The organism is Novosphingobium rhizosphaerae (assembly GCF_050920675.1).
GTDB lineage: Bacteria > Pseudomonadota > Alphaproteobacteria > Sphingomonadales > Sphingomonadaceae > Novosphingobium > Novosphingobium rhizosphaerae.
In genome coordinates this window covers 3,566,984-3,593,807 of sequence record NZ_CP137861.1, presented here as the reverse complement: position 1 = coordinate 3,593,807, position 26,824 = coordinate 3,566,984, and the positions used below count along the sequence as shown (strand labels likewise).

The following is a 26,824-nucleotide window of genomic DNA, read 5'->3' as shown; positions in this document are numbered from 1 at the left end:
ATGAGCGACGAACTTTATGTGCCCCTGGCCGAGGGCAACCTGGCGTTGGAGCCGCTGGCGGAGCGCCATCGCGAGGGGCTGCGCGCGGCCTGCGCGCAGGATACGGAGATCTGGGCGGTCTATCCGCACAACTATCTGGGTGGCGATTTCGATGTGCAGTTCGATCGCCTGCTGACCAGCGCGCCGCAGCGGCGGGTCTATGCCGTGCTGGCCGATGGCGGGGTGGCGGGCATGACGGGCTGGCTCGAACATGGCGCGCCGGGCTGGTCGATCGAGATCGGCAACAGCTTCATCGTGCCGGGGCTGCGCGGCACGGGCTTCAATGGCCGGCTCAAGCGCCTGATGCTTGACCACGCCTTTGCCTGCGGGCTGGAGCGCGTGGTGTTCAAGGTCGATCAGGTGAACGCCCGCAGCCAGGCGGCGGTGCGCAAGTTGGGCGCGCAGACCGAAGGGGTGATGCGCCACGAGCGCCGCACCTGGACCGGGCGGGTGCGCGATACTGTGCTGTTTTCGCTGCTGCGCCAGGAATGGGAAGAGGCACGGGGATGAACGAGACGCTTTATACCGTCGCCACCCTGGCGGTGCCGATGATCGTGGCCATCGTGTTTCACGAAGTGGCCCACGGCCGCATGGCGCTGCTGCTGGGCGATCGCACCGCCAAGGATCTGGGGCGGCTGAGTTTCAATCCGCTGCGCCATGTCGATCCGGTGGGCACGGTGATCCTGCCGGGCATGCTGGCGCTGGCCCATGCGCCGGTGTTTGGCTGGGCTCGGCCGGTGCCGGTGGACGTGCGCGGGCTGCCCCGGCCACGCCGGGCGATGATGCTGGTGGGCGCGGCCGGGCCGGCGATGAATTTCGCGCTGGCGGTGGTGGCGGCGCTGGCCATCGGCGTGCTCGCCCGGTTTGTCACCGGGCCGGGCGCCGTGGCGCAGTTCGTCGCCGCCAACCTGGTCAATTTCCTGGCGATCAACCTGTTTCTCGCCTGCTTCAACCTGATCCCGCTGCCGCCGTTCGATGGCTCGCACATTGTCGAAGGGCTGTTGCCCGAACGCCTGGCGCGCGGCTATGCCCGGCTGCGGCCGCTTGGCTTTCCGGTGATCCTGTTGCTGCTGATCGGGCTGCCCTGGTTGTTTCCCGCTATCGATCCGTTGCGCACCGTGATCGATCCGCCGGTGAATTGGTTGGCGGATCACTATCTCGCCTTGGCCAGCCTGGTGGCCGGGCGGCCGCTCGCTTGAATACCGTTTCGGGCTGAATGGAATTTCAGCTTGGTCGCGATTTGTCGCGCCGCGCTTGATGCGGGCGGCGGGCTTCCCATGTCGCATGCATGATTTTACGCATGGAGCAGATCTGATGATCCGCAACGCACTGTTCGCCGCGCTGGCCCTGGCTGCCACGCCGGCACTCGCCCAGGCGCCCGCCGCGCCAGCCCCGGCAACGGCCGAAGCCTCGATCCCCTTCGTCAACCATGGCGGCATCCAGGATTGGCGCGCGCAAGGTGACAGCACCTTGTACGTGCAGGACCAGCACCGCCAGTGGTACCGCGCCACGCTGATGGCGCCGGCATTCGACCTGCCTTTCGTGGAAACGATCGGGTTTGATGGGCGCGGCACCGATACCTTCGATCGCTTTGCCAGCGTGCTGGTGCGCGGGCACAGCTATCCGGTGCAAAGCCTGGTCAAGGTGGATGGTCCGCCCTCGCGCGTGGCCCCCAAGGCCGCGCACACTGCAAGCAGCAGGCCCGCCGCCTGAGCCTTGCTTGCGCCGGTCGGCTTTGCCCCCTAGGGGGCAGGCCCATGGCAGATGGCTGGATCATTCTCGACAAGCCGCTGGCCCTGGGCTCCACCCAGGGCGTGGCGGCGGTAAAGCGCAATGCCCGGACGCGCGGCTTGGGCAAGGCCAAGGTGGGCCATGGCGGCACGCTCGATCCGCTGGCCACCGGCGTGCTGCCGATCGCACTGGGCGAGGCGACCAAGCTGTGCGGGCGGATGCTCGACGCCAGCAAGACTTATGCGTTTACCGTGGCGTTCGGCGCGGAAACCGACACGCTCGACCTGGAAGGCGCGGTGATCGGCGAAAGCCCGGTGCGCCCTGCGCGCGCTGCGCTCGATGCCGCGCTCGCCGCGTTTACCGGCCCGATCGTGCAAGTGCCGCCGGCCTATTCCGCGCTCAAGGTCGATGGCCAGCGCGCCTATGACCTTGCCCGCGCGGGCGAAGTGGTGGAACTGGCGGCGCGCAACGTCACGATCCACGCCTTGCGCGTGCTGGAAACCACCGGCCGCGCTTCAGCACTGGACAGCGCCACGCTGGAGGCCGATGTTTCCAAAGGCACCTATATCCGCAGCCTGGCGCGCGACCTGGCCCTGGCGCTGGGCACGCGCGGCCATGTGACCATGCTGCGCAGGTTGAAAGCCGGGCCGTTCACGCTCGATCAGGCGATTTCGCTGGACAAATTGAACGAATGGGGCCAAGGGGCGCCCCTTGAGAACGTGATCTTGCCTGTGGAGGCAGGGCTGGTCGACATCCCGGCTCTTGACCTCAACCCCGAACAGGCCGGGGCGGTCCGCCAGGGCCGCGTTCTATCGGGGTTGCCCTTTCCTGACGGGCTGTGGTGGGCGCGATGCGGCGGCAAGCCGGTCGCGCTGGTCATGCTGGCAGGCGGCGCCTTGCGCGTTGAACGGGGTTTCAATCTATAGCATGTCGCGGAGTGAATACTTATGTCGGTGACCCCGGAAAAGAAGCAGGAAATCATCCAGGACAACGCGCGCGCCGCCGGTGATACCGGTTCGCCCGAAGTTCAGGTGGCCATCCTCACCGAGCGGATCGTCAACCTCACCGAACACTTCAAGGGCCACCACAAGGACAACCATTCGCGTCGTGGCCTTCTGCAGATGGTGAACAAGCGTCGTTCGCTGCTCGACTACCTGAAGAAGAAGGATGTCGATCGCTACAACGCGCTGATCCAGAAGCTTGGTCTGCGTAAGTAAGTTCACAGACGGCCCGCCCCCGGCGGGCCGTTTTGTTTCAAGATCCGCCAGCAAGGCTGGCGGCGGCCGCCCCAGGCGGGCCGTTTTGTATTTGATCCTCCGTCACGGTGGATCGACCAGGATGGGCTGCGAGCCGATGCAAAAGGCATTCGGCATCCCTGCAATCCATGGTAAGGCAAAGGGGCCTTGCGCAATTCGGCGCGGGCTCTGTGGGGCCAAGCCCCAGACCGGACCGGGACGGTATCCCCGGCAGCAAATCCCGCCGGCAATAGGGCCTGCGGGCCGAAGGAAAATTCATGTTCGACGTCAAGACCGTATCGCTGGAGTGGGGCGGAAAGACCCTCACCCTGGAAACCGGCCGTATCGCACGCCAGGCTGATGGCGCGGTGCTGGCCACTTATGGCGAAACCGTGGTGCTTTGCGCCGTGACCGCCGCCAAGTCGGTGAAGGAAGACCAGGACTTCTTCCCGCTCACCGTGCACTATCAGGAAAAGTTTTCGGCCGCCGGCCGCATCCCCGGTGGCTTCTTCAAGCGTGAACGCGGCGCCACCGAAAAGGAAACGCTGGTTTCGCGCCTGATCGACCGTCCGGTGCGCCCGCTGTTCCCCGAAGGCTTCTACAACGAAGTCAACGTCATCGCCCAGGTGCTGAGCTATGACGGCGAGACCGAACCCGATATCGTCGCGATCATCGCCGCTTCGGCCGCGCTGACCATCTCGGGCGTTCCCTTCATGGGCCCGATCGGCGCCGCGCGCGTCGGCTTCAAGGATGGCGAATACCAGCTCAACCCGTCGCTGTCGGAAGCTGCCAGCGGCCGCCTCGACCTGGTCGTTGCCGCTACCGACACCGCCGTGATGATGGTGGAATCGGAAGCCAAGGAACTGACCGAGGAAGAAATGCTCGGCGCGGTGGTCTTTGCCCACCAGGAAAGCCGCAAGGTCGTCGGTGCGATCATCGAACTGGCCGAAAAGGCAGCCAAAGATCCTTGGGAAATCGACCTGTCGGACAACACGGCCGACATCAAGGCGAAGCTCAAGAAGGGCGTCGGCGCCGATATCGCCGCTGCCTATCGCCTGACCGACAAGTCGGCCCGCTCCAACGCCCTGAACGAAGTGCGCGCCAAGGCCAAGACGCTGTTTGCGGATGAAACCCCGCAGACGCAGATGGTGGCGATCAAGACGCTCAAGAAGCTGGAAGCGGAAATCGTGCGCGGCGCCATCCTCAAGGACGGCCAGCGTATCGACGGCCGCACGGTCACGCAGGTTCGCCCGATCGAATCGATCGTCGGCTTCCTGCCGCGCACCCATGGCTCGTCGCTGTTCACCCGTGGCGAAACCCAGGCCATCTGCACCACCACCCTTGGCACTAAGGATGCGGAGCAGATGATCGACGGTCTCGACGGGCTGACCTACCAGCGCTTCATGCTGCACTACAACTTCCCCCCCTATTCGGTGGGTGAAGTGGGCCGCTTCGGCGCTCCGGGTCGTCGTGAAGTGGGCCATGGCAAGCTCGCCTGGCGCGCGCTCAACCCCGTGCTGCCCACCAAGGACGAGTTCCCCTACACGATCCGCGTGCTCTCCGACATTACCGAATCCAACGGCTCCTCGTCGATGGCCACGGTGTGCGGCGGCTGCTTGTCGATGATGGACGCGGGCGTTCCCATCGCGCGCCCGGTTTCGGGCATCGCCATGGGCCTGATCCTGGAAGGCAAGGACTTTGCCGTCCTGTCGGACATCCTGGGTGACGAAGACCACCTGGGCGACATGGACTTCAAGGTGGCCGGCACCAGCGAAGGCATCACCTCGCTGCAGATGGACATCAAGATCGCCGGGATCACCGAGGAAATCATGCGCAAGGCCCTGGCCCAGGCCAAGGAAGGCCGCGCGCACATCCTGGGTGAAATGACCAAGGCGCTGGGCACTGCCCGCACCGAACTGTCGGCCCATGCCCCGCGCATCGAAACGATCCAGATCGACAAGTCGAAGATCCGTGAAGTGATCGGCACCGGCGGCAAGGTCATCCGCGAAATCGTCGCGGAAACCGGCGCCAAGGTGGACATCGACGACGAAGGCCTGATCAAGATCTCGTCTTCCGATATCGCGCAGATCGAAGCGGCCAAGGCGTGGATCCTCGGCATCGTCGAAGAACCCGAAGTGGGCAAGGTCTACAACGGCAAGGTTGTGAACATCGTCGATTTCGGCGCTTTCGTGAACTTCATGGGTGGCAAGGACGGTCTCGTCCACGTGTCGGAAATGAAGAACGAGCGCGTGGAAAAGCCGGGCGACGTCGTCAAGGAAGGCCAGGAAGTCAAGGTCAAGGTCCTCGAGATCGACAACCGTGGCAAGGTGCGCCTGTCGATGCGCGTGGTGGACCAGGAAACCGGCGAAGCGCTGGAAGACACCCGCCCGGCGCGCGAACCGCGTGAACCGCGCGGTGACCGTGGCGGCGATCGCGGTGACCGGGGCGGCGATCGTCGTGGCCCCCGCAGCGATCGCGGTCCGCGCCGCGATGGCGACCGTGGCCCCCGCCGCGAAGGTGGCGACCGCCCGCGCCGCGACCGTGACGAAGGCCCGGCCCCCGATCACATGCCGGCGTTCCTCAAGTCTGACGACTGAGGACAAGACAGCCTGATGGCAACAAGGAAGGCTCGCACCCACCCGGTGCGGGCCTTTCTTGTATGTGGACGCTGCGTCAGGGCTTGATAGCCGGCACCGCAAGCGGGCTGGCGGGCGCGCACTTGGCGTGGGCATCGCGCTCTATCCGTCCCATGACGCCCAGCGTCATCACCTGGTGATCCGCAAGCATGCCGGTTCGCGGATCGAACGTGATCCATCGTTGCTGGCTCGGCCAGGAGACATCGGCGAGCCTGATCGGTACGGCATGGCGCTGCGCGATGGGATAGGTTTCATTCGCGGTGCAGCGGTCATAGCAATAGGTGCCGGCCAATAGGTCAGCGTGAAAGGTCAGCGCATAGGGCAGGGTGCGCGGCGCCTGGGTGCCGACCTGCAAGGTTTCCGAACCGCTGCAGGCCTCGTCCAGCCGTGGCGCGGCGTGGGCGGCGATCGGGGCAAAAGCAAGCAGGGACAACAGGATCTTCATGGCAATCTCCGTGCCTTTCGATCCCGATGCGAGCCTAGCAGATTTTCCCGTTTGCAAAAGAGTGGCGGTCACGATGAAGGCGCACGCCTCGCTTTGGCCAAGCTATTGGAATTCCTTCCCGAAGAAGGAATCGATATTGAACCACAAGGTCAATTCCTCGCCGCTATCCTGCGCGCTCTTGACCGTCATGACGTCGAAATTGTGGCCCTCGACATTGGACAGCGCCTGCCGCTGAGTCTTCATCCCACCCAGGGCCAGGAACGCATATTCCTCGTCGATGGTCACCGCGTTGAACGCATCCTGCGCGCTCTTGCCGGAATGGCCGCCCATGATCGAGCGGATCAGGCCATCGATGATGGTCTTTTCCTGCGCCGCCTCCGCCGTGCGGCCCAGCTTGATCAATGCCATGCGCGCCACGGCATGGGCAAACATGTCGACCCACACGTCCTTGAGCCGTGCCTGCGCCAGCGCGAGGCTCCGCGCGGGTGCGCTGTCGAGCGCGGCATCTGCCTTGGGCAGATCGTCCCAGCGCGGAAAGGCATAGTGGTGGCTGATCGCGGCCTGTTGGCGCAGGAACAGATAGTCCACGTCGGCAGCACCGCTCTGGGCGCGGGCAATCGCCGCCTCATAGCCCTGCCGATCGAACGCCTCCTTGGCCAAACCCGTCTGAGGCACGGCCCAAGCCAGAAGGGCAACCGAGACTGAAGCGCAGAACTTGAACCATGGGTTTGGATAAGGCACGGACGCGCTCCCTTCGATCGGCAGGGTGCCATCACAGGCCTTGGGCAACAAATACATATCGCGCCAGATCGGCGTGATCGCGACGCGATTGGCTATCTGGCCACGGGCCACGCGCGGTCGGTCAGCATCACGCGATTGCGGCCGCCGCCCTTGGCAGCGTAGAGCGCCCCGTCCGCGGCGGTCAGCGCGCTTTCCAGGTCGCCACAGGCAATGGCATCGGCGATACCACCTGAAAACGTCACTGGCCCGAACGGCACGTCGGTGGTGCGATTGATGAGGCGGCGTTCCGCCATCCTGGCGCGCGCGGAATTGAGCAGCGCCAAGGCCTGGCCAGGGCTGCGGCCGGGAAACAGCACGCCGAATTCCTCCCCACCGATCCGGCCCACGATGCAGCCGGCCTCGCGCAGCACGCCCAGGGTTTCTGCCACCACCTTGAGCACGCGGTCGCCGGCAGTGTGGCCGTGCCGATCGTTGATCCGCTTGAAATGGTCGATGTCGACCACGCCCAGGCACAGCGGCGCGGCTGTGGCGCGGGCTGTCTCCAGCGCCTGGGCGAACTGGCGTTCGAACGCGCGCCGGTTGGCCAGGCCGGTCAGGTGGTCCTCATCGGCCACCCGCTGCACTTGTTCCAGGGTGCTCTGCAGTTCGGCCGTACGCTTGCGGCTGGCGGCCAGCTCGGCATGCAACTGGCCTGCCTGCGCCAGCATGGCGCGCGTCGCTTCGGCCAGGCTGCGCACCAGCGCCTTGTCGGCGCCCGCCTTGGCCATTTCTCCCAGGTGCGCTTGCAGGCTATCGGCAAAATCGCCGCTCGCCTGCATGGCGCCATGGGTGCTGCGATCGAAGGCGGTCAGGCTTTCGCGCACATGGCACAGCAGCGTGACGAGCTGTTCGGCCGCCAGGTCTTGCGCGGGATGGCGCAGCGCTTGTTCCAGCCAGGCAAGGTCCACCGGCAGGCCGGCACCGATCCGCTGAATCAGCAGTTCGGCCAGACGCGGATTGGCCCCGGTCACGCAATCGTGCGCCATGACCAGGGTGAACGGTGTGATCGGCAGGTCGTGATCGATCAATAGCGCGGCGAGGCGCGCCAGCAGCGCCCGGCGCGCCGCAAGCGTTTCGGCCACGCCGGCCACGCCGGCCACGTCGGCAGACGCGTGCGGTTCAGGGCCAAGGCCCAGCCTGTGCCACAGGCGCTGGAAAGGGCTCTCTGCCCACCGGTCTTGCTTGGCCATGCGCGCCAGAACGACAAGGCCGCGTTCCGGTTAAGGGCGCGGCCTTGCGTTATTTTCGGCAATGGTGCGACGGGGCTCGGCGGCTATGCCAGGCCCCGTGGATCAGCGCACGCGCGGGCCGCCAAACGGCATCGGCGGGGGCGGGCGGCGATGGCCACGCGGCAACTGCGCCTGATAGGCGCGGCCGCAGTGTTCCACGCAGTAAGGGAAGCCAGGGTTCACCTTTTCGCCGCAGAAATGGAAGTCCGGCTCGCCCGGGTGCCCCATCGGCCAGCGGCAGATGCGATCGTTGAGATCGAGCAAGCTGGTCTTGTCGGCGATTTCCGGGCTCGGGCGTGCGGGCACCAGGCGGCGCGGCGGCGCGGGCGGGATCGGCGCTTGCTGGTCGCCAGGGCCTTGGCGCAGGAAGCCGCCAGGGCCGACCGAAACCACGCGCGGTGCAGGCGGGGTGGGTGCGTCCGTCGCCGGCGCAGCGCTGGCAGGCGCCGGGGCGGCGGGGGCTGCCGGGGCAGGGCGGGCCACCGGGGCGGCCGGGGCCGGGCGCGCTTCCACCGGCGCGGGCGCCGGGGCAGGCTTGGGCGCTGCCGGACGCGCTTCCACCGGCGCTGGCGCCGCTGCGGGTGCAGTCGGCTTGGCCGGCTTGGGCGCCGCGGCGGTCGCCTCGGTCTTGTCGTTGGCCTTGACCGGGGAAGGCCGCGCCTTCAGCCCCAGCCTGTGGGCCTTGCCGATCACGGCGTTGCGGCTGACCCCGCCAAGTTCCTCGGCGATCTGGCTGGCGGTGGCGCCGCCTTCCCACATCTTGGTCAGTTTCTCGATCCGCTCGTCGGTCCAGCTCATCCGTTCGAAAACCTTTGCATGGGCCAAGGGGATTGCCCCTTGCCCTTTCATTGTCTTGCCATCGGCCCGTGCGCGCGATACCGCGCAGCCCATGGCCAATCAATTCCCGTCTCCCACCGGAGAAACGAAACCGCTTGACGCCGGCAACACCTTTGCAGGCGCCGCCGCCGGTCATGCCTATGGGCATCTAGCCGGTTTCCCGCCGCCCGGACAGCCGATTTTCCGCAGCTTCAACAGTGTCGGGCTCTGGACCCTCTATATGAAGGAGGTGCGGCGGTTCTTCAAGGTGCAGACCCAGACGATCTGGGCCCCCGCCGTAACCACGCTGCTCTACCTGATGATTTTCACGCTCGCGCTGGGTGGTGGCGGCCGCGTGGTGCTGGGCGTGCCCTTCGCCAGCTTCGTGGCCCCGGGCCTGATCGCCATGGGCATGATCAACAATGCCTTTGCCAATGCCAGCTTTGGCCTGCTGGGCGGCAAGATCCAGGGCACCATCATCGATTACCTGATGCCGCCGATTTCCGAAGGGGAACTGCTGGCGGCCATGGTCGGCGCGGCGGTGACGCGGGCGATCCTGGTGGGCCTGGCCGTGGCGGCCGCGATGATGTTCTGGCCGGGCGTCTCGCTCGTGGTGCGCCACCCCTGGGCCGTGGTATGGTTCGGCCTGATGGGCGCGATCCTGCTCTCGCTGATCGGGGTTGCCACCTCGCTTTGGGCGGAAAAGTTCGATCACAACGCGGCGGTGACCAATTTCATCATCACCCCGATGTCGATGCTGTCGGGCACGTTCTACGTGATCGACCGGCTCGCGCCGGCGTTCCAGACCGTGAGCCGGATGAACCCGATCTTCTACGTGATCTCGGGCTTCCGCTATGGCTTCCTGGGGCAAAGCGACATCGGCAGCAGCAACATGGCCGTGCTGCACGGCGCGATCGGCCTGGGCGTGCTCAACCTGGTGCTGGGCCTGATCGTCTATGGCCTGCTGCGCTCAGGCTGGAAGCTCAAGGCCTGAAATTTTCACGGATACGAAAAAGGGCGCCGTTCCCATAGGAAAGGCGCCCTTTTTCGTGTGCCGCGCAGATCAGTGCGACAGGCTGCGCCTTAGCCGATAGCGCCCGTCGGTAAAGCCTTCGAACATCTCGCGCAGCGAGGGATGGTCGACCGGCCCGGCTTCCGCATCGGCCGCCAGGTTCTGCTGGCTGACATAAGCGACGTAGCTGCTCTCGTCGTTCTCGGCGAGCAGGTGGTAGAACGGCTGCTCGCGCATCGGTCGCATGTCTTCGGGAATGGATTCGTACCATTCCTCGCTGTTGGCAAAGACCGGGTCGATATCGAAGACCACGCCGCGAAATCCGAACAGGCGGTGGCGCACCACATCCCCGATCGCAAAGCGTGCCTCGCTTACCGCCGGAACGGAAATCTGGCGGCCGGCCTGGGGCGAAAAGTAACTGGTATTTTCGGCAAAGATCGACATGGGGTGAATATAGGTTTGCGGCAGGTGCGAAACAAGCAAGGCTTTTGGGGAATATGCGCCTGGGGATAACTCCTCTTTCCTCTTGGCAAGCCCGGAATCGTGCGCTAGTGGCGCGGTCCTCGACCGGGGCGGCGCCAGCGCCGCCTTCACAGGGCACTTCATGGAGAGGTGGCAGAGTGGTCGAATGCGCCGCACTCGAAATGCGGTGTACGGGCAACCGTACCGTGGGTTCGAATCCCACCCTCTCCGCCATGTGCCCCCTCCGGCAGCGCGCCGGGCTACCCTAAAATACGACACAAGGCACGGAAAAATAAGCGTTTTTTGAAACCGCCTATTTTCGCTGGGCGAGCCGTTGAAGTGCGAAGTGTGGGCTAGAGTGTGGGCTAGCGCAGGGACGGTCGGTTTGAAATCGGACCTTCCAGTGATAGATTCCGGGCATGGGAAAGCTCACCAACTCCATGGTCAACGCGTTAAGCGAACCTGGTCGCTATGCTGATGGCGAGGGGTTGTATCTGCGCATTTCGCCTGCCGGTGGCAGGAAGTGGGTGTTGCGGATCCAGATCCACCGTACACGCAACGACATTACCATCGGCGATGCTCGGCACATCTCGCTGAAGGCCGCCCGGCTCGAAGCGGCCGCCCTGCGCGCGCAGGTTGCGAAAGGTGGCGATCCGGCCGAGGAGCGGCGCAAGGCCAAGAAAGTGATCCCTCGGTTCGAGGAGGCAGCCCGACGGGCCCATGCCGAGATGTGCAAGGGCTGGAAAAACGGCAAGCACCAGCAGCAGTGGATCAAAACGCTGGAACTTTATGCCTTTCCCAAGCTGGGCAAGCGCACGGTCGACAAGATCGATGGGCCGATGATCCGCGATGTCTTGGCCGAAATCTGGCTGGATATTCCCGAAACCGCGCGCCGGGTGCGGCAACGGATCGGTGCGGTGCTGGACTGGTGCTATGCCAAGGGGTTGCGTGACAGCGAAGCGCCGATGCGCTCACTCGCGCGCGGCTTGCCGCGCCAGCCCAAGCGCAAGGGGCATTTTGCCGCGCTGCCCCATTTCGAGGTTCCGGCCTTTCTGGAGACCCTGCGTGCCAAGCCGAGCAGCGCCGGCACGCTGGCCCTTGAATTGCTTATCCTGGCTTATCCTGACCGCGGTCCGTTCGGGCGAGGTCCGGCATGCGCTCTGGTTGGAAGTGGACGATGATCTGACGATCTGGACCATTCCGGCCGAGCGCATGAAGATGGGTGTGGAGCATATCGTGCCGCTTTCGCGCCAGGCCGCCGACGTGCTGCGTCGTGCCAGGCAACTGGCGATCGACGACAGCATGTATATCTTTCCAGGACCGATTTCGGGTGCGGCCTTGACGGATATGGCGTTGCTCGAACTGGTGCGCGGCATGGACATCCCTGTGACGGTCCATGGCTTTCGCTCGAGCTTTCGCGACTGGGTTGCCGATGAAACCGACACTGCCGATGAGGTGGCCAAAGCTTGCCTCGCGCATTCCATCGGCAACAAGACCAAGGCAGCCTACTTGCGCACGGACTTTTTCCGCAAGCGGCGTGGGCTGATGCAACTCTGGGCGGACCATTGCCTGCCTCCGGCCCGTATCGCGGCCGTGCCCGCGCAGCATGTGGCAACTGTCCAGCAGGCGCTGGCTTCGCCCGTGCCAGTTCGCGCCGTCGTCTCTGTCTCTCATGCCAAGGACGCAGCTATGATCCCTCCTGGTCTTTTCTCGCAAAGGTCGGCAGGCCGTGCCTGGTGGTCGCCGAGCGCGCTGGCATCGGTTTGCGCGCAGGGTGAGCGTGGTCCATGGCCCACCGGCGCCGACGATCGGGCCCATCCTGCCCGGTTCGCGCCGATGCCTTGTCGGCAGTGCCGCGCCGGCAATGGGCGGCGTGGCCTGGTTTGGTATTGGGCAGGGCGGTCCAGCGGCATGCGCTGCGTCGTGCGCAGCATCACGGTGATGCCGGCGCGGCTGCTGGTTTGCGGCCTGGCCTCGCCGACCGCAGTGGCCCAGGCAAAACCGCTGACTGGCTTGTCCCCAGCGGCACCGCCGGACCGGTCGCCCTGGGCGCCGCTTGTCGCCGAAGCCGCCGCGCGGTTCGCCGTGCCCGAAACCTGGCTGGCCGCGATCCTCGCTGCTGAAAGCGGTGGCGATCCTGCGGCCGTGTCGCCGGCCGGTGCGATGGGCTTGATGCAACTCATGCCGGACACCTGGCGCGCGCTGTCCCGCACTTATGGATTGGGCGAGGATCCCTTCGCACCGCGAGCCAATATCCTGGCCGGCGCGGCTTATGTCCGGGTGCTGCGTGATCGCTATGGCCGTCCCGGCTTTCTGGCGGCCTACAACGCCGGGCCGACCCGCTACGACGCCTATCGTTGCGGCCTTCGCCCCTTGCCTGCCGAGACCCTGCGCTATGTGGCCCGGCTGTCCGCTCGGCTCGCCTTGTCGGGGGATCTCGGCACCACTGTGCCGGCGGCGCAGGACGAGCACGCGGCAATGCCAGACTGGCGTGCCGTCCCACTGTTCTCTTCGCCCCGGCCGCTTGGCGGAACGGACCGGTCGACGTATCCCGCCAGCGTTGACGCGCTTCGGGTGCCGCCGCGCGACAGTCTGTTTCCACGCGAACTGCGGAAAGGCCGGCCATGATGGTGCGGATGGCACAGGTTCGTGCCGGGGGCGCCGATCGCCGGCGTGATGCCGCTCGCATTTTCGGTCAGCTGATTGGCGCGATGAGACGCCGCAAAATTCACCCGAAGCGGTTCGATGAATGAAGGGGCACTTCAGACGGTAATGGACAGGACAGTGAACGACCGGAATCGCGGCGGACCCAGCGGCGAGTCGCGTGGCGCTGAAACTGGCAAGTGTCGACCAGATTACCACCTGCCCATCTTCCGTCTGAAACGTCTGCGTTTACCGAAAGCCGTCCCTAGCGGCTGTCAGCCCTGTACATCAAGCGAGGTGGCTACCTCCTTCCAGCGCTCGGCGTTGTCGCGTAGCGCGTTGGCCTTCGCCATGAAAACGCGATAGCCTTCCGAACCGCCCGCTAGCCAGACCGGCGGCGCCTTATTTGAGGCCAGGTCGATGATCGCCAATGCGAACTTTTGCGGATCACCGGCCTGAAGGTGATTGTTAGCGTCGAGCGCTTCAATGCGTGCGGTCGAAAAGGCGGCGTAGTCCGCAATCTTAATGTCACCGTATCGGACAGAGCTGCGATCAAGGAAATCCGTGCGGAAGCGGCCCGGATAGACGCAAGTGACCTTGATCCCGAACAGCGCCAGTTCCTCCGCCAGAGCCTCGGACCAGCCGCTGACCGCATGCTTGCTCGCGCAGTAGACGGATGATCCCGCGCCCCCGCTCATGCCGGCGATCGAGGAAATGGTGATGATGTGGCCTGCTCGCTGGCGTCGCATGATCGGCAAAACCGCACGGGTCACATCAAACACACCGTACACGTTCGTATCGAACTGGCGGACGAGCTGATCGCGGGACACTTCCTCGAATGCCCCGAGCTGACCGTAGCCGGCATTGTTCACCAGCACATCGATCCTGCCGAAACGCTCGACCGCATCGCGCACCGCAGCCTCAATCGACGCGGGCTGCGTGACATCAAGCGTCAGCGCACAAAGCCGCTCATGATCGCCTTGCAGGGCATCGACAATGTGCCGGCGATTCCTGGCCGTCGCGATGACCTTGTGACCGGCGGCCAGCGCGGCGCGGGCCATTTCTAGGCCAAAGCCACGGCTTGCACCGGTAATAAACCATGTCTGCATAATGAAATTCCGTTGAAGGCTCCCCGGCTACCCCACAAAGGGGCAGCCGGAAAGGTGGTGTCATTGGATCGAGTAGCCGCCATCCACCATGAGGATGTGACCCACGACAAAGCTCGATGCGTCGGAGGCGAGCCATAGCACGGCTTCCGCGACTTCCTCCGGCTTGCCGGTGCGACCGATCGGATGCGCGGCCCGGATCGGCTCCATGACGCTGTCCGATCCTGCCAGCTCCACAAAGCGGTCGATCATCGGCGTGTCGATCGTCCCCGGGCCGACTGCGTTGATGCGAATGCCCTGTTTCGCATAGTCCAGGGCAGCGCCCCGCGTGAGGCCGAGGACGGCATGTTTGGAGCCTGCATAGGTCGTAAGGCCGGGGATGCCGACGACGGCCGACATCGATCCCATGTTGACGATCGTGCCACCGCCTTGCCTGAGCATCTGGCCGATCTGAGCACGCATCGACAGCCATACGCCGCGCACGGTTACGTCGAAAATCTCGTCGTAGGTGCCGGAAGGCTGCTCCGCGAGTGGCGCAGAATTTTGCGTCAGACCCGCATTGTTGAAGGCGATGTCAAGCCGCCCGAATTCTGTCACGGTCTGGCTGACAAGGGCCTGCACCTCGTCCTCCTTGCTCACATCGGTCTTGACAAAGATCGCTACGCCGCCTGCATCGCGAATGAGCTTGACGGTTTCCTCGCCCGCGTCGGGGTTGACATCCGAGACGACGACCTGCGCGCCTTGTCCTGCGAACGCCAGGGCGGTCGTCCTGCCGATGCCCGAACCAGCGCCGGTTACGAGGGCAACTTTGCCCTTAAGTTCGGAATATTGGGGCATGCGTTGATCCTTCTTCGCTTGGGAGGTGCGTTAATGGCGTCAGGCCGCAACGCGCTCGTCGGCGGGGCGGTATGGGGGGTAATCGACATATCCATGGGCGCCGCCCTCATAATATGTCGCGCGATCAGGCTGGTTGAGCGGCCAGTCGTGACGCAAACGGGCGACCAGATCGGGATTGGCGATGAACGGCTGGCCGAAGCCGGCAAGGTCGATGACGCCGTTGGTGATAAGCTCGTTCGCCCGGGACTTCGTCATTCCACCGTCGAGCAGGATTGCCGTATGCGGCGCGACCACGCGCCATTTGATGAGCAATTCCTTGATGAGCTCGCTTGTCGGCTTCTGGCCGGCGGGGGTGTTGAAGAACCCCGTCTGATCCATCACGTGAAAGTAGGCGATCCCACGTTCACCCAGGGCTTTGCCCAGAGCGACGTAGGTTTCTTCCGCGTCATCGAACATCGGCACCGAACCGATGACCCCATAAGGCGTAAGTCGGATGCCGACACGGTGCGCGCCGATCGCCGCGCTGACGGCATCGACGACTTCAAGGGTGAAGCGCATCCGCCCTTCGATCGCCGCGGCCGAGTAGCGATCCGTCCGGTCGTTGATATGCGGGTTAAGAAACTGATCGAACAGGTAGCCGTTTGCCGCGTGAAGTTCGATCCCATCGAAGCCCGCAGCCATCGCATTGCGTGCTGCAACTGCAAAGTCCTCGACAACGCGCGCCACTTCGTCAGTTTTTAGTGCGCGGGGGCAGGATGCCGGGACAAAGCCGATCGTCCCGTCATCGCCGCGGCCGAACGCCATCGCGCCTTCAGCCACCCGATCGGTCGAACTGACTGGGGCGCGACCATAGGGCTGGTTCGAGGTGTGGGCTATGCGCCCGACATGCCAGAGCTGGATGAACATGCGACCGTCGACTGCGTGAACCGAGTCCGTGACCCGCCGCCATCCGGCTATCTGTTCGGGCGTGAAGATGCCGGGATTGTGGAAATATCCTTGGCCCTCCTGTGAAATCGGCGATCCTTCCGACACGATCAGGCCAGCAGTCGCACGTTGGGTGTAGTAGAGCGCGACAAGATCCGTGGCGGCATCGTCGGGACCGCGCGAGCGGGTCAGTGGCGCCATGAAGACGCGGTTCGGCAGCTTCAGGCCGGACAGGTCGAAAGGTTTGAAAAGGGCTTCCATAATGCGCGCCTCGCGATTGGTGATGCTCGCAATTTATGGCCTCCAGCATGATATGAAAAACGGCTATAATTCTGCTCAAAAGAGAATATAATTCTACCATGCGTGTCCAGGTCGAAAGCATCGCCGCCATTCAGGCTTTTGTGCTGGCGGCGGAGAAGCGGAGCTTCAAACTCGCCGGTCAGACGATGGGGCTGACACCTTCCGCGATCGGCAAGGCCATCCAGAAGCTCGAAGAGCAGCTATCGGTTCAGCTATTCCATCGGTCGACGCGATCGATCGCGATCACCGACGAAGGGACGCTAGTCCTGGATCGCTGCCGTCGTATCCTCAGCGAGATCGAAGCCGCCCAGGCGGAAGTTTCCAATGCCCGCGCTGCGCCGCACGGACGGTTGAAAATCGGCCTCCCGGTCGAGCCAACGCTGTTGCTGCCGGTGATCACCGCGTTCCACGAGGCCTATCCGAACATCCAACTCGATCTCGACATCAACGATCGGTTCGTCGACGTGATCGACGAGGGCTTCGACGCGGTTATTCGTTCTGGCGCGCCAGCCGATAGCCGTTTGCGGCATCGAAAACTTGGAGAGTTCGGATGGAGCTTCGTGGCGTCCCCAGGATACGTCGAGCGATCAGGCGTGCCGAAATCCCTTGCGGATCTGGCGGGCCACGCCTGTTTACGCCAGCGCCTCGCGGAAACCGGGCGGCTGCTACCTTGGCCAGCTCTCGCGAATGGCGAAGCGTCACTACCTGATGCGACCATCACCGCGACCATGATGGAGCCACTTCTTGAACTTGCGATCCGAGGGAGAGGCATCGCGCATCTGCCCGATTTTGCAGTGCGACCGAGCATGGAAAAGGGGCTGCTCGTCGAGCTTTTGCCGGGAATGGTCCAGGAAACCGGGGCGCTGCACATTCTATGGCCCGCGAGCCAGTACCCCTTGCCAAAGGTGCGCGTCTTCGTTGACTTCATGTCTACGCACGTTGCGCGTTGGCTACAGCGTTAAATGTCAGCAAGGGGTGGCCGGGCGAGGAAATGGCCACCCTGTTGCGGTTGGCACCGGCAGGTCGTGACAGCCCAGTCACAAGACGAAAAGCTAAACTTAGGATGAACCGACGGCTTCCGGATTAAGCGGCCATTCGCCGAAGCCTTTGTTCATGCCCGCTATGTCCCAGACCCCGGCATTCCCCTGCACTGCGATCGCGGTGAACGTACTACTGGTTCCGACGCCGCAGCCAGGGCCTCTGAACGTCAGCAATGAGGGCGGAGTTCCGCGCTCCCGCACGCCATATGCAAATCGTAGAACCTGTCACCACCCCCCAAAGATAGCTGGCTTCCAGAATGTGGAAGCGTGAAATCGTTCCGGTGACATGGGTTCCGTTCCATGCGCAAAGCAACCCTTGATCACACCTTCCACATCGGAAGCTTCGCTGACCGTCAGCTCTGAGCGATGGGCCACTGCACATGTGCGCTCTGGGATGGCCACTTGATACGCCGCTCCTAATTCGTGCTGAAACAGACCAGGGATCAGCAGCCTCGAAGGCCCAAAGGCGTCAGCCTGCAGCATGACTTTCATGAAAGGGCGTCCTTCGCAGTCGAGTTTCTCGCCGTTTGCGCCGAGCTCGCTGGCGTTGCGAAGATTTTGGAATGCCATCCGCTGCCAATCGAGGCCTTTGCCATTCCACCAATCAGCCATCGCGAAGCTCACATAGGTCCAGGCATTACCGTCGCGCACTTCTGCCCAGGCAAGCGCAAAGGGCGTTTCGTTGATGGGAATGCAGGGCCCAACCCAATCCAGATCCAGAATCTCGCCCGGCAGGATTATGGGGTGGACATGGTCCAGATCCCGCAGTTCAACCGGCACCTCCAGAGCGGCTTCTAGCAGCGCCAGACGTTGCCGTTCGTTCCGACGCTCTTTCCGATCCTGCCACCAGCGCTTCAACATGATATTCTTATTAGAAGGGATTCGCAGGGCCGCAATGTTTCATACCTAACCCCGTACGGTATGTACGAATGACCGCCAAACGCATCGGCATGACACCTTGGGGCTCAGGCTTGTTGGATAGCCATGGCAAAACGCTCCGGCAGACCGTAGCCATGCAGAGTCCTAAGGTAAGTGTAAGTGCCGAAGCTCGTTGGGAAGCGGGCCAGCTACGCGTGCCGCTGGTGATCAGAAGAACGTGTATCAATGACGCGCTTGAGCCTTGGCGCGGTTACTGGTCCAACCTCGTTCGCGAACTCCGGAAAAGGGGATACAGAGTGACTATGGACGAACTGCAGCCCGTTGCTGCTTTACGGTAGTCCTTGGGCACGCCAGCATCCCCCAGCCACTGCCGCGGATCGGCGATGCATACGGCCGCGCTGTCACCCGCAGTTCACCGTATCTCCCCAGAAGATGAACGAAGGAGCGGTTTCGTGGTCGGCCTTCAGGCCCTGCAACGTCTTCTTTCGCGGCGGCAATCACTTGAGCGTTGCGTTGGCGCGATGGAGGGGCAATAGGCACCCTATCGCCTAAATCGGTCGATTTGGACAAGACACCATTGCAGATATTACACTGGTGTGGAATGTCGTGCTGGGAAACAACTGGATATGGCAGAGGTATCCGGATTGGCGGACAATTCTTGGATTTTCTGGACCTCGCCTTTATGGATCGCTGCGGTAATCACGGCATCGGTATGGCATCGCCGTTCTAAAGGGAGGCCGACTTTCCCCCGAGTACTCGACGATGCTCAGTTTGCTGAGAAGGGCTGTTCGGGGAAGTCACTCCGGGGCCTGATGTCAAGGATAGGTGGCGCTAGCAACTGCCTCTTGGTGGTGGTGCGCGGTAAGCATCTTGTCGTGACGCCTCAATTCCCCTTCAACCTCATGTTCTTGCCTGAGATTTACGGCCTGGATCTTGAGGTCCCGACGGACGCAGTCTCTGCAATTATCCCAGTAACGACCTTCTTTCGCAAGGCGCTGAGGATAGAGTTCGAATATGGCGGCGTAGCGCCTATCGAGATTGTCGTGCATGATGAGAGTGCTTTCGTAAATGCCGTCGGCCGACAGACCATCAAACATGGTGGTCGAGACCTCAAGGCGCCCACTGGTACTAGGGTTGATCTGTAATTGCAGAGCGAGGCGGTGTGATCCCTTGAGGGTTCATGGATCTGTCCGCACTGACCGAGGCTAGGCCTGGCCGTGCTGTATCGGGTCTCACAGAGGCGAACGTTGCATTGACTCGAAGCGGGCTTGGTGGCCCATCCGGTAACCTTCGCAGATCGTTCGTCCCTGCGTTCCCTCGCGGGACACCGCCCTCGGATCAGCTTTGACGCTTCACCGCTGGCAAACGAGTTCTACCCTACCTCATGCCTGGAACAAAGTGCCGTCGCGCAGCATGGCGTGCATGATCACCGCGAGGCGGCGCGCAAGCGCGACACGGGCCTTCTTGAGCCCCCGGCGCTTGGCGATCTTCATGGCCCACGTTTTCAAAGCAAAGGTTTCCCGGCTTCGGGTGAGGATCGAGTTGGCGGCTTCATAGAGCAGCTTGCGTACGGTTCCGTCCCCTTGCTTGGTGATCCGGCCAGTCCAGTCGAGCTCGCCCGATTGGTGGCGTCTGGGCACCAGACCGAAGTAAGCGCCGGCATTGCGGGATTGTCGGAAGCGGCCCGCCTCATCCACCGCAGCGGCGAACGCGGCGGATGTTTGCACGCCGACCCCCGGGATAGTCATAAGGATTTCGCAGGCCTGCGACTGGCTGGCGATGATGCGCAGGCGGCGATCCATTTCCTTGATCTGCTCGACCAGTTCGGCGCGCACCCCCAACAGGGATGCGATTGCCTCGCCCAAGCCGGGAATGTGGGCAGCCTGCATGATCCGCTCAAGGAATGCTCTCCCTTGTCCGGGACCAGGGCGGTAGCCGAAAGTGGCGCAAAGGCCGCGGATCATGTTGTCGAGCCGGACACGTGCTTCGACCAGGTGGCCACGCGCGGTGATCACGCTGCGCACGCCATGGGCGGCCGGAGATTTGACGTGCACTTCCTTGTAGAACCCTGTCCGCGCAAGTTGCGCGAGCCCGGCGGCATCGTGGGGATCGGTCTTGTTCGCCTTCATCGCCTTCAGGCTCTGGTGCGCCTGCCGGGCATCGATGCACACCACCGGGACACCCAGTTCGCGTAGACCCAGGCAGATCGCCGGCGACATGCGCCCGGTCTCGATCACCGCCCGCTCGACTGGGCCATAGCGACCCAGCATCGCGGCGATCGGCTCCGGAGAACTCTCGACCTTCTCCGACACGAGCTTCCGCCCATTTTCGTCAACAATGCAGAGCTGCGTGCTTTCCATCGACAGGTCCAGTCCGGCATAATGCTTCATGGCTGTTTCCTTCCTTCAGGATTCGACAACCAGAAGTGTGCGCCTCTGCCGAGGTCCGAGGGAAGCAGCCGCAATTACACGATGACTCAATCAGAGCCAGAAAGCGAGCGCGGCGACCAACGCGACGCCTGACAGGAAGTTTGCGGCAAGCTTGTCGTAACGGGTCGCGACACGGCGGAAGTCCTTGATCCGACAGAATGCGTTTTCGATGAGGTGTCGGCTGCGGTAGCGTTGCTGATCGTAGCGGATGGCACGCTTGCGGTTGCGCCTGCCGGGGATAACGGGGCTGGTGCCGTTGTCTCGCAGGACCTTGCGCAAGCTGTTGGCATCGTAGCCCTTATCTCCAAGCAAGTAGCGCATTCGCCCGGCGCGCTCGAGCAGCGCTGGCGCAGCCTTTACGTCGCTGACATTGCCAGCGGTCAGCATCAGCGCGTAGGGGCGGCCAAGCACGTCGGTCAAGGCATGGACCTTGGTTGTCCAGCCGCCGCGAGAACGGCCGATCGCCTGCGTCTGACGCCCCCTTTTCCGCCAAACGCCGAGCGCTGGGCCTTGATGTAGGTGCTGTCTATCGCGGTGCTCTTCGTGACTGCGCCCGCTTCAGCCAGCGTGTCGAGCAACTTCGTCCAGAAGCCTCGCCGCGACCAGCGGTTGAAGCGGTTGTAGATCGTCGTCGAAGGCCCGTAGTCCGCCGGGCAGTCGCACCAGCGGCAACCGGACTTCAGCACATGGAAAATGCCCGAAATTACCCGCCGATCATCGACGCGCCGCGCTCCAGCCTGGTTCTTTGGCAAGTGCGGCTCGATCGCCAGCCAGGCATCATCCGACAACCAGAACAACGAGCGCGACATCAAAAGGGCCTCCATCCTTCATGGAAGCCCTTTGAATCAGCCTATCGCATAATTTTCAATGGCCTGATTGGGTTTCAACCCTACAGAGCTCCCCTACATCGACTTGGCTCATCTGCACGCTTCCGACCGTTAGATATTGGTTCTCAGGCTATGGAGGGGACAGGCTCTGCCGCTGAGACGCCATTGGCCAATGTTGATGCGAGTGGGGTGGCCTAGCAGGTATGCTAAAGGCTGGCCGGAAGCCAAATGCTGACCAGAAAGCCTCCTTTGTCCCGATTGGCGAATGCGATCTCGCCGTCCTGGGCGGTGATCAGCGCACGGACAATCGCCAGCCCAAGCCCTGCTCCGCCACCGGCGCTCCTATCGCGCGAGGGATCGATTCTGCCGAACGGCTGGCCCAATCCGGAGAGCTTATCGGCCGCTATGCCCGGCCCATCATCGCTTATGTCGATCCGCCACCGCCCTCGATCCTCGCACAGCGACAGGACAACCTGCGTGCCATGGCGCAGGCCGTTGTCGATCAGGTTGGTCAATGTACGGCGTACCGCAAGCGGCGCGGCGACAACGCTTGCCTGCTCGACCGAAAGCGACAAAACTACGGCATCGCCCATTTCCTGGTGAATTTCCACGGCGCGGCGCAACTCGGCGGCGAGATCCAAGGACCGTCGCATCCCGGCCCTGCTGGCCTCGGCCCGAGCGAGGAGCAACGTGTCTTCGAGCAGGGCCGCCATCTCGTCGAGGTCGCGCGCGGCGCGTTCACGCTGCTCCGCGTCGTCGATGAACTCGGCTCGCAGGCGGATGCGAGTGATATAGGTGCGCATGTCGTGCGCGATTGCGGCAAGGACACGGGTGCGCTCGGCCATCAGCTCGGTAATACGGCCCTTCATCTCGTTATAGGCCTGCGCCAGCTCGCGCAGTTCGGGAGAACCTGCGACGGCGAGATCGGGGGAATCCGGTTCGCCGCGATAGGTGCGGATATCGCGGGCCAGCCGTGCCATTGGCTGCGTGGTCGCGCGCACCGCGAAGGCAAGCGCCACCAGCGCCGCGATTCCGCCAACCCCGAGTAGCGCCGCGCGCTGGCGAAGCAGGGTGCGAACCGGCTGTGACGGCTGACTCTCGATCGTCAGCATGGCGGGCTGGTCGCCGCCCAGTGTGACATGGATGGCAAGCGGATCGGACATCCATCCAGGCCAGGGGTTTAATCGCGCCAGCCTGCGAAACCGTGCCGCACGTCCGGTTACGGACAGGCGATATCCAGGCAATCCCCTGCTGTAGACGCGGCCGATGTTCATGGCCTGCGCGCTTTCAACCGTGGCGGGCAGCGGGCCGCCTTGGACCAACACGTGATAGAGCGCGCCGTCGAACGCCTTCGCGGCCGCGACGCGGCGTGGCGGAGGCACGGCCGCGATCAGATCGACCATCGCGCGCACTTGCGCGACGCTGGGGAGCCCGCCGCCGCCCGAAGGCTCATCCCGTCCGGGCGTCCATGTCAATGCGAACACCGCAAGCTGCAGCAGGACGAAACTGCCAACCAGCAACACCGTGATGCGGAAGGAGAGCGTGCCGCGCTGCATGGTGCTCAACCACGCTCTACTTGGGCGGCAAGACAATAGCCCCCGCCGCGCACCGTCTTGATCAGGCCTGCTCCAACCGGATGAGCTTCCAGCTTCCGACGCAGTTTGCCCACTTGCACGTCGATCGCGCGGTCGAAGGGCTGCGCATCGCGCCCGCGCGTCCAGTCTAGCAATTGATCGCGCGAAAGCACCCGCCGTGGATGGCGCACGAAGGCCGCAAGCAGGTCGAATTCACCCCCAGTGAGCTCGATTTCCCTACTTGCAGGATCGATCAGCGTCCGTCGCGCCAGATCGAGCTCGAACCCTTCGAAACGCCAGCGTTCCTCGGCAGCTGGCATGGGGGCAACCCGATGCCTGTCGCGGGTGCGGCGCAGGATCGCGCGGACCCTGGCCACCAGCTCGCGCGGGTTGAACGGCTTGGGCAGATAGTCGTCGGCGCCGATCTCCAGCCCGACGATGCGGTCGATGTCATCGCCGCGCGCAGTGACCATCAGCACGGGCACTTCGCCCTCCGCCTGGAGCCGGCGGCAGATCGAAAGCCCGTCCTCGCCCGGCAGCATGACGTCGAGCACGACGAGATCGACCCGCCGTCGCGCGCGCAGGCGGTCGAATGCTTCGCCCGTCGGGCACAATTCCGCCTCGAACCCCTCCCGTCGCAAAAGGGCTGCAACTAGGGGGCCGATCTCGGGATCGTCCTCGACGACGGCAATGACGGTCTGGCTGTCCATAGGCCCATCATGCTTGTGGGACGCGGCGAGGAAAAGTGACGATCGGCATGATTACATTTCTTCACACACGCTCATCCGCCGCTCGCAAAGGGGTTACACCGACATTCCAGATTGACGGTATCGGACGAGAACGGCCGATCCACTTTTTGGAGATTTGCCATGAAGAAATTTGCTATCGCTCTCGTTGCCGGCGCTACCGTCGCCGCCAGCCTTGCCGCTGTTCCTGTGCAAGCGCGGCCGCGTGGCGGCGCGGTTTCGGTCCAGGGTACTGGCGGCCGTGGCGGCACCCTGTCGCGTAGCGTCGACCGCCAGCCTGGCAGCACAAGTGTGACCCGCGGCATCCAGACCAATTCGGGTATGGGCGCCACGACGACGCGCGGTGGTAGCTGGGTCAATGGCACCTATTCGGGCGGCGCGACGCACACCACCAACAATGGCCAGACCTGGGGCCGCTCGACCAGCGTTACTGCTAACGGCAATGGTACAAGCAGCGTCTCATCGACTGTGACCGGCCCGAATGGCCGCACCGGCACCGTGTCGGGAACGGTGAGCTCGACCCCGCCCCAGAACTGAGCTCGCCCCGCCACGCGGCCCGGCCATCTCGCCCTCTCCCCCCAGATGGCCGGGCCGACTTTCACAAGGATAGCATCATGAGAATGTCCCTCTTCATCGCCGCGACCGCCACCCTTGCCATCGCCGGCACGGCCCATGCGCAAAGGGGTGGCCGCTTTGCCGACATGTTCGCCGGCGCGGACGCCAACCACGATGGCCGCATTAGCCGCGATGAATTCATGGCGGGCCGGAGCGCCCGGTTCGCCGAACTGGATCGCAACCACGACGGCGTGATCAGTGCCGCCGATTTTCCCCGTCTGGCGGCCTTTGCCGCAGCGAAAGCGAAGATGGATGCACTCATCACGAGCGCCGACGCCGATCATGACGGCAGGGTGACGCAACAGGAACTGGCGCATGCGCCGACCACGATGTTCGACATGGCCGATGCCAACCACGATGGATTCGTCGATCAGTCCGAACTCACCGCCTTCCGCGCCAACGCGCGGGCGATGCGGGGAGGGATGTGACGTGGACGCACTGCTCACCCGTTCACCGGCTTGGTTGGCGGTCGTGGTCGGGCTGGTGTTCGCCGAGATCGTCTGGCGCTTGCGCAGCGGGCGCGGCTACGATCGCGGCAATGCGCTGACCACGCTTGGCCTTGCCGTCGGCAACATTCCGACCGCCATCCTCAATGGTGTGGTCATCGGGGCAGTATTCGATGCCGCGTGGAAGATTGCCCCCATCCATCTTCCGCTCGACGACTGGAAGACTTGGGTAGCCGGGTTCTTGGCGGTCGAGTTCGCCTATTACTGGTTCCACCGCGCCAGCCATCGGGTCCGCTGGCTATGGGCGACGCATGCCGTTCACCATTCACCCGGGGAGATGACCCTGCTTTCCTCACTCCGGCTCGGTTGGACCAACCTCCTGTCGGCGGGATGGGTATGCTATGTGCCGCTGGTGTTCGTCGGGTTCGATCCTCGGCTCGTGGTGCTGCTGTTGGCGCTGGATCTGCGCTACCAGTTCTTCCTCCATACCGAGGCTAAGCTGTCCTTGGGGCCGCTCGAATGGCTGCTCAACACGCCGTCCCACCACCGCGCGCACCATGGTTGTAACGACGCATATCTCGACTGCAATTACGGCGGCGTGGTCATCGTCTTCGACCGCCTGTTCGGGACCTTCCGCGCCGAGCGAGCCGAGGAACCGGTGGTGTTCGGGCTCAAGGGCAGGGGGCTTGAAACCAATCCCGTGCGCTTGGCCGTTCGCGAATGGCGCGACCTGTTGCAGGATATGAAAACCGCGCAAGGGTTGCGCTACGCCGTGCGCATCGCGCTCTCGCCGCCGGGCACTGTCCTACAGCACCGGAAGACCCAGGAGTTGGCGCCATGAAACCGCTTTTCGCTGCAGCCGCCGTGGCAATAAGCGCCGCCGCTTTTTCTCCGGCTCAGGCCTTCGCCGCGCCCGCCATCTGCAATGCGGTTTGGACCGACGCGACAAGAAGCGGTCGTCCCGTTCCGGTGCGAATACGGATGCCCGAAGGACGCGCCCAAGTCCCTGTCATTCTTTTCAGCCATGGCCTGGGCGGCAGCCTTGACGCCGGAACGGATTGGGTGACGGTCTGGGCCGAGGCAGGCTTCGCAACCGTCAATATTGAGCATGCCGGCAGCGATGCAGCGATCTGGAAGGGCAGGATGCGGCCGATGCAGGGCCTGCGCCGCGCCATGAACGGCCAGCAGCTACAAGCGCGCGTTGACGATGTCCATTTCGTGCTCGACCGGCTGGCAAAGGGCGGGCGTGAAGGGGCATGCGATCTCGGACGGCTCGATATGGACCGCGTCGGCATGGCGGGCCACAGCTTTGGCGCCCAGACGGTGCTGGCCGTGTCGGGCGCGCGCTACGGCGGCGCGGCGATCATGCACGACCCGCGTATCAAGGCGGCGATTGCGCTCAGTCCGCAACCAGCACTGAGGCAGGACGACCGTTCGGCTTTCGGAGGGATCGCCATTCCCTTCTTCTCGATCACGGGCACACGCGACGAACTGCCATTCCTCGACAGTGTGGCGCCCCAGGATCGTACCCGGCCGTTTGCGGCCATGCCGACCGGGAGCAAGTATCTGCTCGTTCTCGAAGATGCCAATCACATGATGCTGGGCGGCCAGTCGAAACGGATGCCTGTCATGCGCGCCACTGCGCATATCGTCGATGCCGTCGCCCGTTTCACCACCGACTTCTGGCGGACCTATCTCATGTCGGGTTCAAGCCGGCCTGACTTGATCGCCAAAGATCGGCATTTGCTTGCCAAAGAAGATCACTTTGAAGAAAAATAGAATGTCGAACTGACGCGTTCGATGTCCGAAACGGTCTGCATGGGACAGTCTGTGTGCAGAATTCCTTGTAAGATGACAGATACCGTCATCTTGCCACCCGAAAACAGCCCGACCCTTCGCCACCATCTGGGCCCAACACCGCCCCGGCTCTGACACGTTGGAACGACCGCATTTGGGCAGAGCCACCACGCGGCGAAGGCATCTCGGATGACCGCTGCTTCCCAGCCATCGACATTCCAGTGTGCGGCTAGGGGGGGGTGAGCCTACGACCAGTTTCGACGCTCCACCCCTGGC

The 26,824-nt window shown here is 63.8% G+C and carries 28 protein-coding genes and 1 tRNA gene; 16 read left to right on the top strand and 13 right to left on the bottom strand.

Translation table 11 applies throughout. The annotated features are described in order from the left end of the window. The 6 genes from R9J51_RS16310 (at window position 1) to pnp (ending at window position 5,602) form a co-directional block, all read left to right on the top strand. Window positions 1–549 carry a GNAT family N-acetyltransferase gene (locus R9J51_RS16310; protein ID WP_179505099.1) on the top strand — a complete coding sequence of 183 codons (549 nt, stop codon included), beginning with the start codon at window positions 1–3 and terminating at the stop codon, window positions 547–549. Beyond that, window positions 546–1,238, top strand: coding sequence for a site-2 protease family protein (locus tag R9J51_RS16305; RefSeq protein ID WP_179505098.1), 693 nt, complete (start codon window positions 546–548; stop codon window positions 1,236–1,238). The genes R9J51_RS16310 and R9J51_RS16305 overlap by 4 nt, the downstream gene beginning before the upstream one ends. Window positions 1,239–1,353: 115 nt before the next feature. Continuing rightward, complete coding sequence (locus R9J51_RS16300; RefSeq protein WP_169476263.1) at window positions 1,354–1,752, top strand: DUF6491 family protein; 399 nt, start codon at window positions 1,354–1,356, stop codon at window positions 1,750–1,752. A gap of 44 nt (window positions 1,753–1,796) precedes the next feature. After that, complete coding sequence (truB, locus tag R9J51_RS16295; RefSeq protein ID WP_179505097.1) at window positions 1,797–2,696, top strand: tRNA pseudouridine(55) synthase TruB; 900 nt, start codon at window positions 1,797–1,799, stop codon at window positions 2,694–2,696. A 21-nt stretch (window positions 2,697–2,717) separates the two neighbouring features. After that, a complete protein-coding gene (rpsO, locus tag R9J51_RS16290; RefSeq protein WP_022677134.1) occupies window positions 2,718–2,987 on the top strand; it encodes a 30S ribosomal protein S15 in 270 nt (89 codons plus the stop codon). Between the two features lie 296 nt (window positions 2,988–3,283). Further along, entirely contained in the window at window positions 3,284–5,602 is a 2,319-nt protein-coding gene (pnp, locus tag R9J51_RS16285; protein WP_179505096.1) for a polyribonucleotide nucleotidyltransferase, read from the top strand. A 76-nt stretch (window positions 5,603–5,678) separates the two neighbouring features. On the opposite strand, the gene R9J51_RS16280 is transcribed toward pnp, so the two are convergent. The 4 genes from R9J51_RS16280 to R9J51_RS16265 all read right to left on the bottom strand — a co-directional run bounded on the left by R9J51_RS16280 (window position 5,679) and on the right by R9J51_RS16265 (window position 8,893). Beyond that, complete coding sequence (locus tag R9J51_RS16280) at window positions 5,679–6,086, bottom strand: hypothetical protein (RefSeq protein ID WP_179505095.1); 408 nt, start codon at window positions 6,084–6,086, stop codon at window positions 5,679–5,681. 102 nt (window positions 6,087–6,188) lie between these two features. Then, window positions 6,189–6,761, bottom strand: coding sequence for a hypothetical protein (locus R9J51_RS16275; protein WP_179505094.1), 573 nt, complete (start codon window positions 6,759–6,761; stop codon window positions 6,189–6,191). Between the two features lie 158 nt (window positions 6,762–6,919). Further along, window positions 6,920–8,056: a diguanylate cyclase gene (locus tag R9J51_RS16270; protein ID WP_179505093.1), complete on the bottom strand. Its 1,137-nt coding sequence runs from the start codon at window positions 8,054–8,056 to the stop codon at window positions 6,920–6,922. A gap of 102 nt (window positions 8,057–8,158) precedes the next feature. Beyond that, complete coding sequence (locus R9J51_RS16265; protein ID WP_168557773.1) at window positions 8,159–8,893, bottom strand: GcrA family cell cycle regulator; 735 nt, start codon at window positions 8,891–8,893, stop codon at window positions 8,159–8,161. 217 nt (window positions 8,894–9,110) lie between these two features. Between R9J51_RS16265 and R9J51_RS16260 the strand changes: the two genes are divergently transcribed. Next, window positions 9,111–9,905, top strand: a complete 795-nt coding sequence (locus R9J51_RS16260; RefSeq protein ID WP_432788004.1) for an ABC transporter permease — start codon at window positions 9,111–9,113, stop codon at window positions 9,903–9,905. Between the two features lie 69 nt (window positions 9,906–9,974). On the opposite strand, the gene hspQ is transcribed toward R9J51_RS16260, so the two are convergent. Further along, window positions 9,975–10,367: a heat shock protein HspQ gene (gene hspQ, locus R9J51_RS16255; RefSeq protein ID WP_168557775.1), complete on the bottom strand. Its 393-nt coding sequence runs from the start codon at window positions 10,365–10,367 to the stop codon at window positions 9,975–9,977. 162 nt (window positions 10,368–10,529) lie between these two features. Between hspQ and R9J51_RS16250 the strand changes: the two genes are divergently transcribed. The 3 genes from R9J51_RS16250 (at window position 10,530) to R9J51_RS16240 (ending at window position 13,013) form a co-directional block, all read left to right on the top strand. Then, window positions 10,530–10,619, top strand: a tRNA-Ser gene (locus R9J51_RS16250). A 185-nt stretch (window positions 10,620–10,804) separates the two neighbouring features. Beyond that, window positions 10,805–11,566 (top strand): tyrosine-type recombinase/integrase, encoded by a 762-nt coding sequence (locus R9J51_RS16245; RefSeq protein WP_432787587.1) that lies wholly within the window; start codon window positions 10,805–10,807, stop codon window positions 11,564–11,566. Continuing rightward, the gene (locus R9J51_RS16240; RefSeq protein WP_432787585.1) at window positions 11,451–13,013 is read left to right on the top strand and encodes a transglycosylase SLT domain-containing protein; all 1,563 of its coding nucleotides are present in this window, start codon (window positions 11,451–11,453) and stop codon (window positions 13,011–13,013) included. The genes R9J51_RS16245 and R9J51_RS16240 overlap by 116 nt, the downstream gene beginning before the upstream one ends. A 290-nt stretch (window positions 13,014–13,303) precedes the next feature. Here R9J51_RS16240 and R9J51_RS16235 read toward each other — a convergent pair whose 3' ends face one another. Genes R9J51_RS16235 through R9J51_RS16225 form a run of 3 tightly spaced genes read right to left on the bottom strand, consistent with a single transcriptional unit; the run spans window position 13,304 to window position 16,156 of the window. Continuing rightward, the gene (locus R9J51_RS16235; protein WP_218843497.1) at window positions 13,304–14,137 is read right to left on the bottom strand and encodes an oxidoreductase; all 834 of its coding nucleotides are present in this window, start codon (window positions 14,135–14,137) and stop codon (window positions 13,304–13,306) included. A gap of 60 nt (window positions 14,138–14,197) precedes the next feature. Beyond that, a complete protein-coding gene (locus R9J51_RS16230) occupies window positions 14,198–14,971 on the bottom strand; it encodes an SDR family oxidoreductase (protein WP_179505092.1) in 774 nt (257 codons plus the stop codon). Window positions 14,972–15,010: 39 nt separating this feature from the next. Further along, complete coding sequence (locus R9J51_RS16225) at window positions 15,011–16,156, bottom strand: alkene reductase (RefSeq protein ID WP_179505091.1); 1,146 nt, start codon at window positions 16,154–16,156, stop codon at window positions 15,011–15,013. A 98-nt stretch (window positions 16,157–16,254) separates the two neighbouring features. Between R9J51_RS16225 and R9J51_RS16220 the strand changes: the two genes are divergently transcribed. Further along, complete coding sequence (locus R9J51_RS16220) at window positions 16,255–17,157, top strand: LysR substrate-binding domain-containing protein (protein ID WP_179505090.1); 903 nt, start codon at window positions 16,255–16,257, stop codon at window positions 17,155–17,157. 303 nt (window positions 17,158–17,460) lie between these two features. On the opposite strand, the gene R9J51_RS16215 is transcribed toward R9J51_RS16220, so the two are convergent. Next, window positions 17,461–18,096 (bottom strand): hypothetical protein, encoded by a 636-nt coding sequence (locus tag R9J51_RS16215; RefSeq protein ID WP_179505089.1) that lies wholly within the window; start codon window positions 18,094–18,096, stop codon window positions 17,461–17,463. 863 nt (window positions 18,097–18,959) lie between these two features. Between R9J51_RS16215 and R9J51_RS16210 the strand changes: the two genes are divergently transcribed. After that, window positions 18,960–19,259 (top strand): hypothetical protein, encoded by a 300-nt coding sequence (locus R9J51_RS16210; RefSeq protein WP_218847398.1) that lies wholly within the window; start codon window positions 18,960–18,962, stop codon window positions 19,257–19,259. A gap of 237 nt (window positions 19,260–19,496) precedes the next feature. Here R9J51_RS16210 and R9J51_RS16205 read toward each other — a convergent pair whose 3' ends face one another. The 4 genes from R9J51_RS16205 to R9J51_RS16190 all read right to left on the bottom strand — a co-directional run bounded on the left by R9J51_RS16205 (window position 19,497) and on the right by R9J51_RS16190 (window position 23,654). After that, window positions 19,497–20,504 carry an IS110 family transposase gene (locus tag R9J51_RS16205; protein ID WP_179505087.1) on the bottom strand — a complete coding sequence of 336 codons (1,008 nt, stop codon included), beginning with the start codon at window positions 20,502–20,504 and terminating at the stop codon, window positions 19,497–19,499. A 90-nt stretch (window positions 20,505–20,594) separates the two neighbouring features. Continuing rightward, window positions 20,595–21,352, bottom strand: a protein-coding gene (locus R9J51_RS16200; RefSeq protein ID WP_179505086.1) for an IS5 family transposase whose coding sequence is annotated in 2 segments (ribosomal slippage) — window positions 20,595–21,013 and window positions 21,013–21,352 — 759 coding nt in all. Because the reading frame shifts where the segments join, the coding sequence is not laid out codon by codon here. Window positions 21,353–21,576: 224 nt separating this feature from the next. Then, window positions 21,577–22,926 carry an ATP-binding protein gene (locus tag R9J51_RS16195; protein ID WP_179505085.1) on the bottom strand — a complete coding sequence of 450 codons (1,350 nt, stop codon included), beginning with the start codon at window positions 22,924–22,926 and terminating at the stop codon, window positions 21,577–21,579. Between the two features lie 5 nt (window positions 22,927–22,931). After that, window positions 22,932–23,654 carry a response regulator gene (locus tag R9J51_RS16190; protein WP_179505084.1) on the bottom strand — a complete coding sequence of 241 codons (723 nt, stop codon included), beginning with the start codon at window positions 23,652–23,654 and terminating at the stop codon, window positions 22,932–22,934. A gap of 159 nt (window positions 23,655–23,813) precedes the next feature. Here R9J51_RS16190 and R9J51_RS16185 point away from each other — a divergent pair, with 159 nt between their 5' ends. The 4 genes from R9J51_RS16185 to R9J51_RS16170 all read left to right on the top strand — a co-directional run bounded on the left by R9J51_RS16185 (window position 23,814) and on the right by R9J51_RS16170 (window position 26,530). Then, the gene (locus R9J51_RS16185) at window positions 23,814–24,227 is read left to right on the top strand and encodes a hypothetical protein (RefSeq protein ID WP_179505083.1); all 414 of its coding nucleotides are present in this window, start codon (window positions 23,814–23,816) and stop codon (window positions 24,225–24,227) included. A 77-nt stretch (window positions 24,228–24,304) separates the two neighbouring features. Beyond that, window positions 24,305–24,733, top strand: coding sequence for an EF-hand domain-containing protein (locus tag R9J51_RS16180; protein WP_179505082.1), 429 nt, complete (start codon window positions 24,305–24,307; stop codon window positions 24,731–24,733). A 1-nt stretch (window position 24,734) separates the two neighbouring features. Then, window positions 24,735–25,592 carry a sterol desaturase family protein gene (locus R9J51_RS16175; protein WP_432787584.1) on the top strand — a complete coding sequence of 286 codons (858 nt, stop codon included), beginning with the start codon at window positions 24,735–24,737 and terminating at the stop codon, window positions 25,590–25,592. Then, window positions 25,589–26,530 carry a dienelactone hydrolase gene (locus R9J51_RS16170; protein ID WP_179505081.1) on the top strand — a complete coding sequence of 314 codons (942 nt, stop codon included), beginning with the start codon at window positions 25,589–25,591 and terminating at the stop codon, window positions 26,528–26,530. The genes R9J51_RS16175 and R9J51_RS16170 overlap by 4 nt, the downstream gene beginning before the upstream one ends. The last annotated feature ends 294 nt before the right edge of the window (window positions 26,531–26,824 follow it).

Bases quoted from the DNA above. Each gene is read 5' to 3' on its own strand.
- truB (WP_179505097.1), top strand. From the start codon at position 1,797: ATGGCAGATGGCTGGATCATTCTCGACAAGCCGCTGGCCCTGGGCTCC.
- R9J51_RS16280 (WP_179505095.1), bottom strand. From the start codon at position 6,086: ATGAAGATCCTGTTGTCCCTGCTTGCTTTTGCCCCGATCGCCGCCCAC.
- R9J51_RS16235 (WP_218843497.1), bottom strand. From the start codon at position 14,137: ATGCAGACATGGTTTATTACCGGTGCAAGCCGTGGCTTTGGCCTAGAA.
- R9J51_RS16215 (WP_179505089.1), bottom strand. From the start codon at position 18,096: ATGTTGAAGCGCTGGTGGCAGGATCGGAAAGAGCGTCGGAACGAACGG.
- R9J51_RS16195 (WP_179505085.1), bottom strand. From the start codon at position 22,926: ATGCAGCGCGGCACGCTCTCCTTCCGCATCACGGTGTTGCTGGTTGGC.
- R9J51_RS16265 (WP_168557773.1), bottom strand. From the start codon at position 8,893: ATGAGCTGGACCGACGAGCGGATCGAGAAACTGACCAAGATGTGGGAA.
- R9J51_RS16205 (WP_179505087.1), bottom strand. From the start codon at position 20,504: ATGAAGCATTATGCCGGACTGGACCTGTCGATGGAAAGCACGCAGCTC.
- R9J51_RS16185 (WP_179505083.1), top strand. From the start codon at position 23,814: ATGAAGAAATTTGCTATCGCTCTCGTTGCCGGCGCTACCGTCGCCGCC.
- R9J51_RS16245 (WP_432787587.1), top strand. From the start codon at position 10,805: ATGGGAAAGCTCACCAACTCCATGGTCAACGCGTTAAGCGAACCTGGT.
- pnp (WP_179505096.1), top strand. From the start codon at position 3,284: ATGTTCGACGTCAAGACCGTATCGCTGGAGTGGGGCGGAAAGACCCTC.
- R9J51_RS16300 (WP_169476263.1), top strand. From the start codon at position 1,354: ATGATCCGCAACGCACTGTTCGCCGCGCTGGCCCTGGCTGCCACGCCG.
- R9J51_RS16190 (WP_179505084.1), bottom strand. From the start codon at position 23,654: ATGGACAGCCAGACCGTCATTGCCGTCGTCGAGGACGATCCCGAGATC.
- R9J51_RS16180 (WP_179505082.1), top strand. From the start codon at position 24,305: ATGAGAATGTCCCTCTTCATCGCCGCGACCGCCACCCTTGCCATCGCC.
- R9J51_RS16220 (WP_179505090.1), top strand. From the start codon at position 16,255: ATGCGTGTCCAGGTCGAAAGCATCGCCGCCATTCAGGCTTTTGTGCTG.
- R9J51_RS16270 (WP_179505093.1), bottom strand. From the start codon at position 8,056: ATGGCCAAGCAAGACCGGTGGGCAGAGAGCCCTTTCCAGCGCCTGTGG.
- R9J51_RS16225 (WP_179505091.1), bottom strand. From the start codon at position 16,156: ATGGAAGCCCTTTTCAAACCTTTCGACCTGTCCGGCCTGAAGCTGCCG.
- rpsO (WP_022677134.1), top strand. From the start codon at position 2,718: ATGTCGGTGACCCCGGAAAAGAAGCAGGAAATCATCCAGGACAACGCG.
- R9J51_RS16305 (WP_179505098.1), top strand. From the start codon at position 546: ATGAACGAGACGCTTTATACCGTCGCCACCCTGGCGGTGCCGATGATC.
- hspQ (WP_168557775.1), bottom strand. From the start codon at position 10,367: ATGTCGATCTTTGCCGAAAATACCAGTTACTTTTCGCCCCAGGCCGGC.
- R9J51_RS16310 (WP_179505099.1), top strand. From the start codon at position 1: ATGAGCGACGAACTTTATGTGCCCCTGGCCGAGGGCAACCTGGCGTTG.
- R9J51_RS16230 (WP_179505092.1), bottom strand. From the start codon at position 14,971: ATGCCCCAATATTCCGAACTTAAGGGCAAAGTTGCCCTCGTAACCGGC.
- R9J51_RS16170 (WP_179505081.1), top strand. From the start codon at position 25,589: ATGAAACCGCTTTTCGCTGCAGCCGCCGTGGCAATAAGCGCCGCCGCT.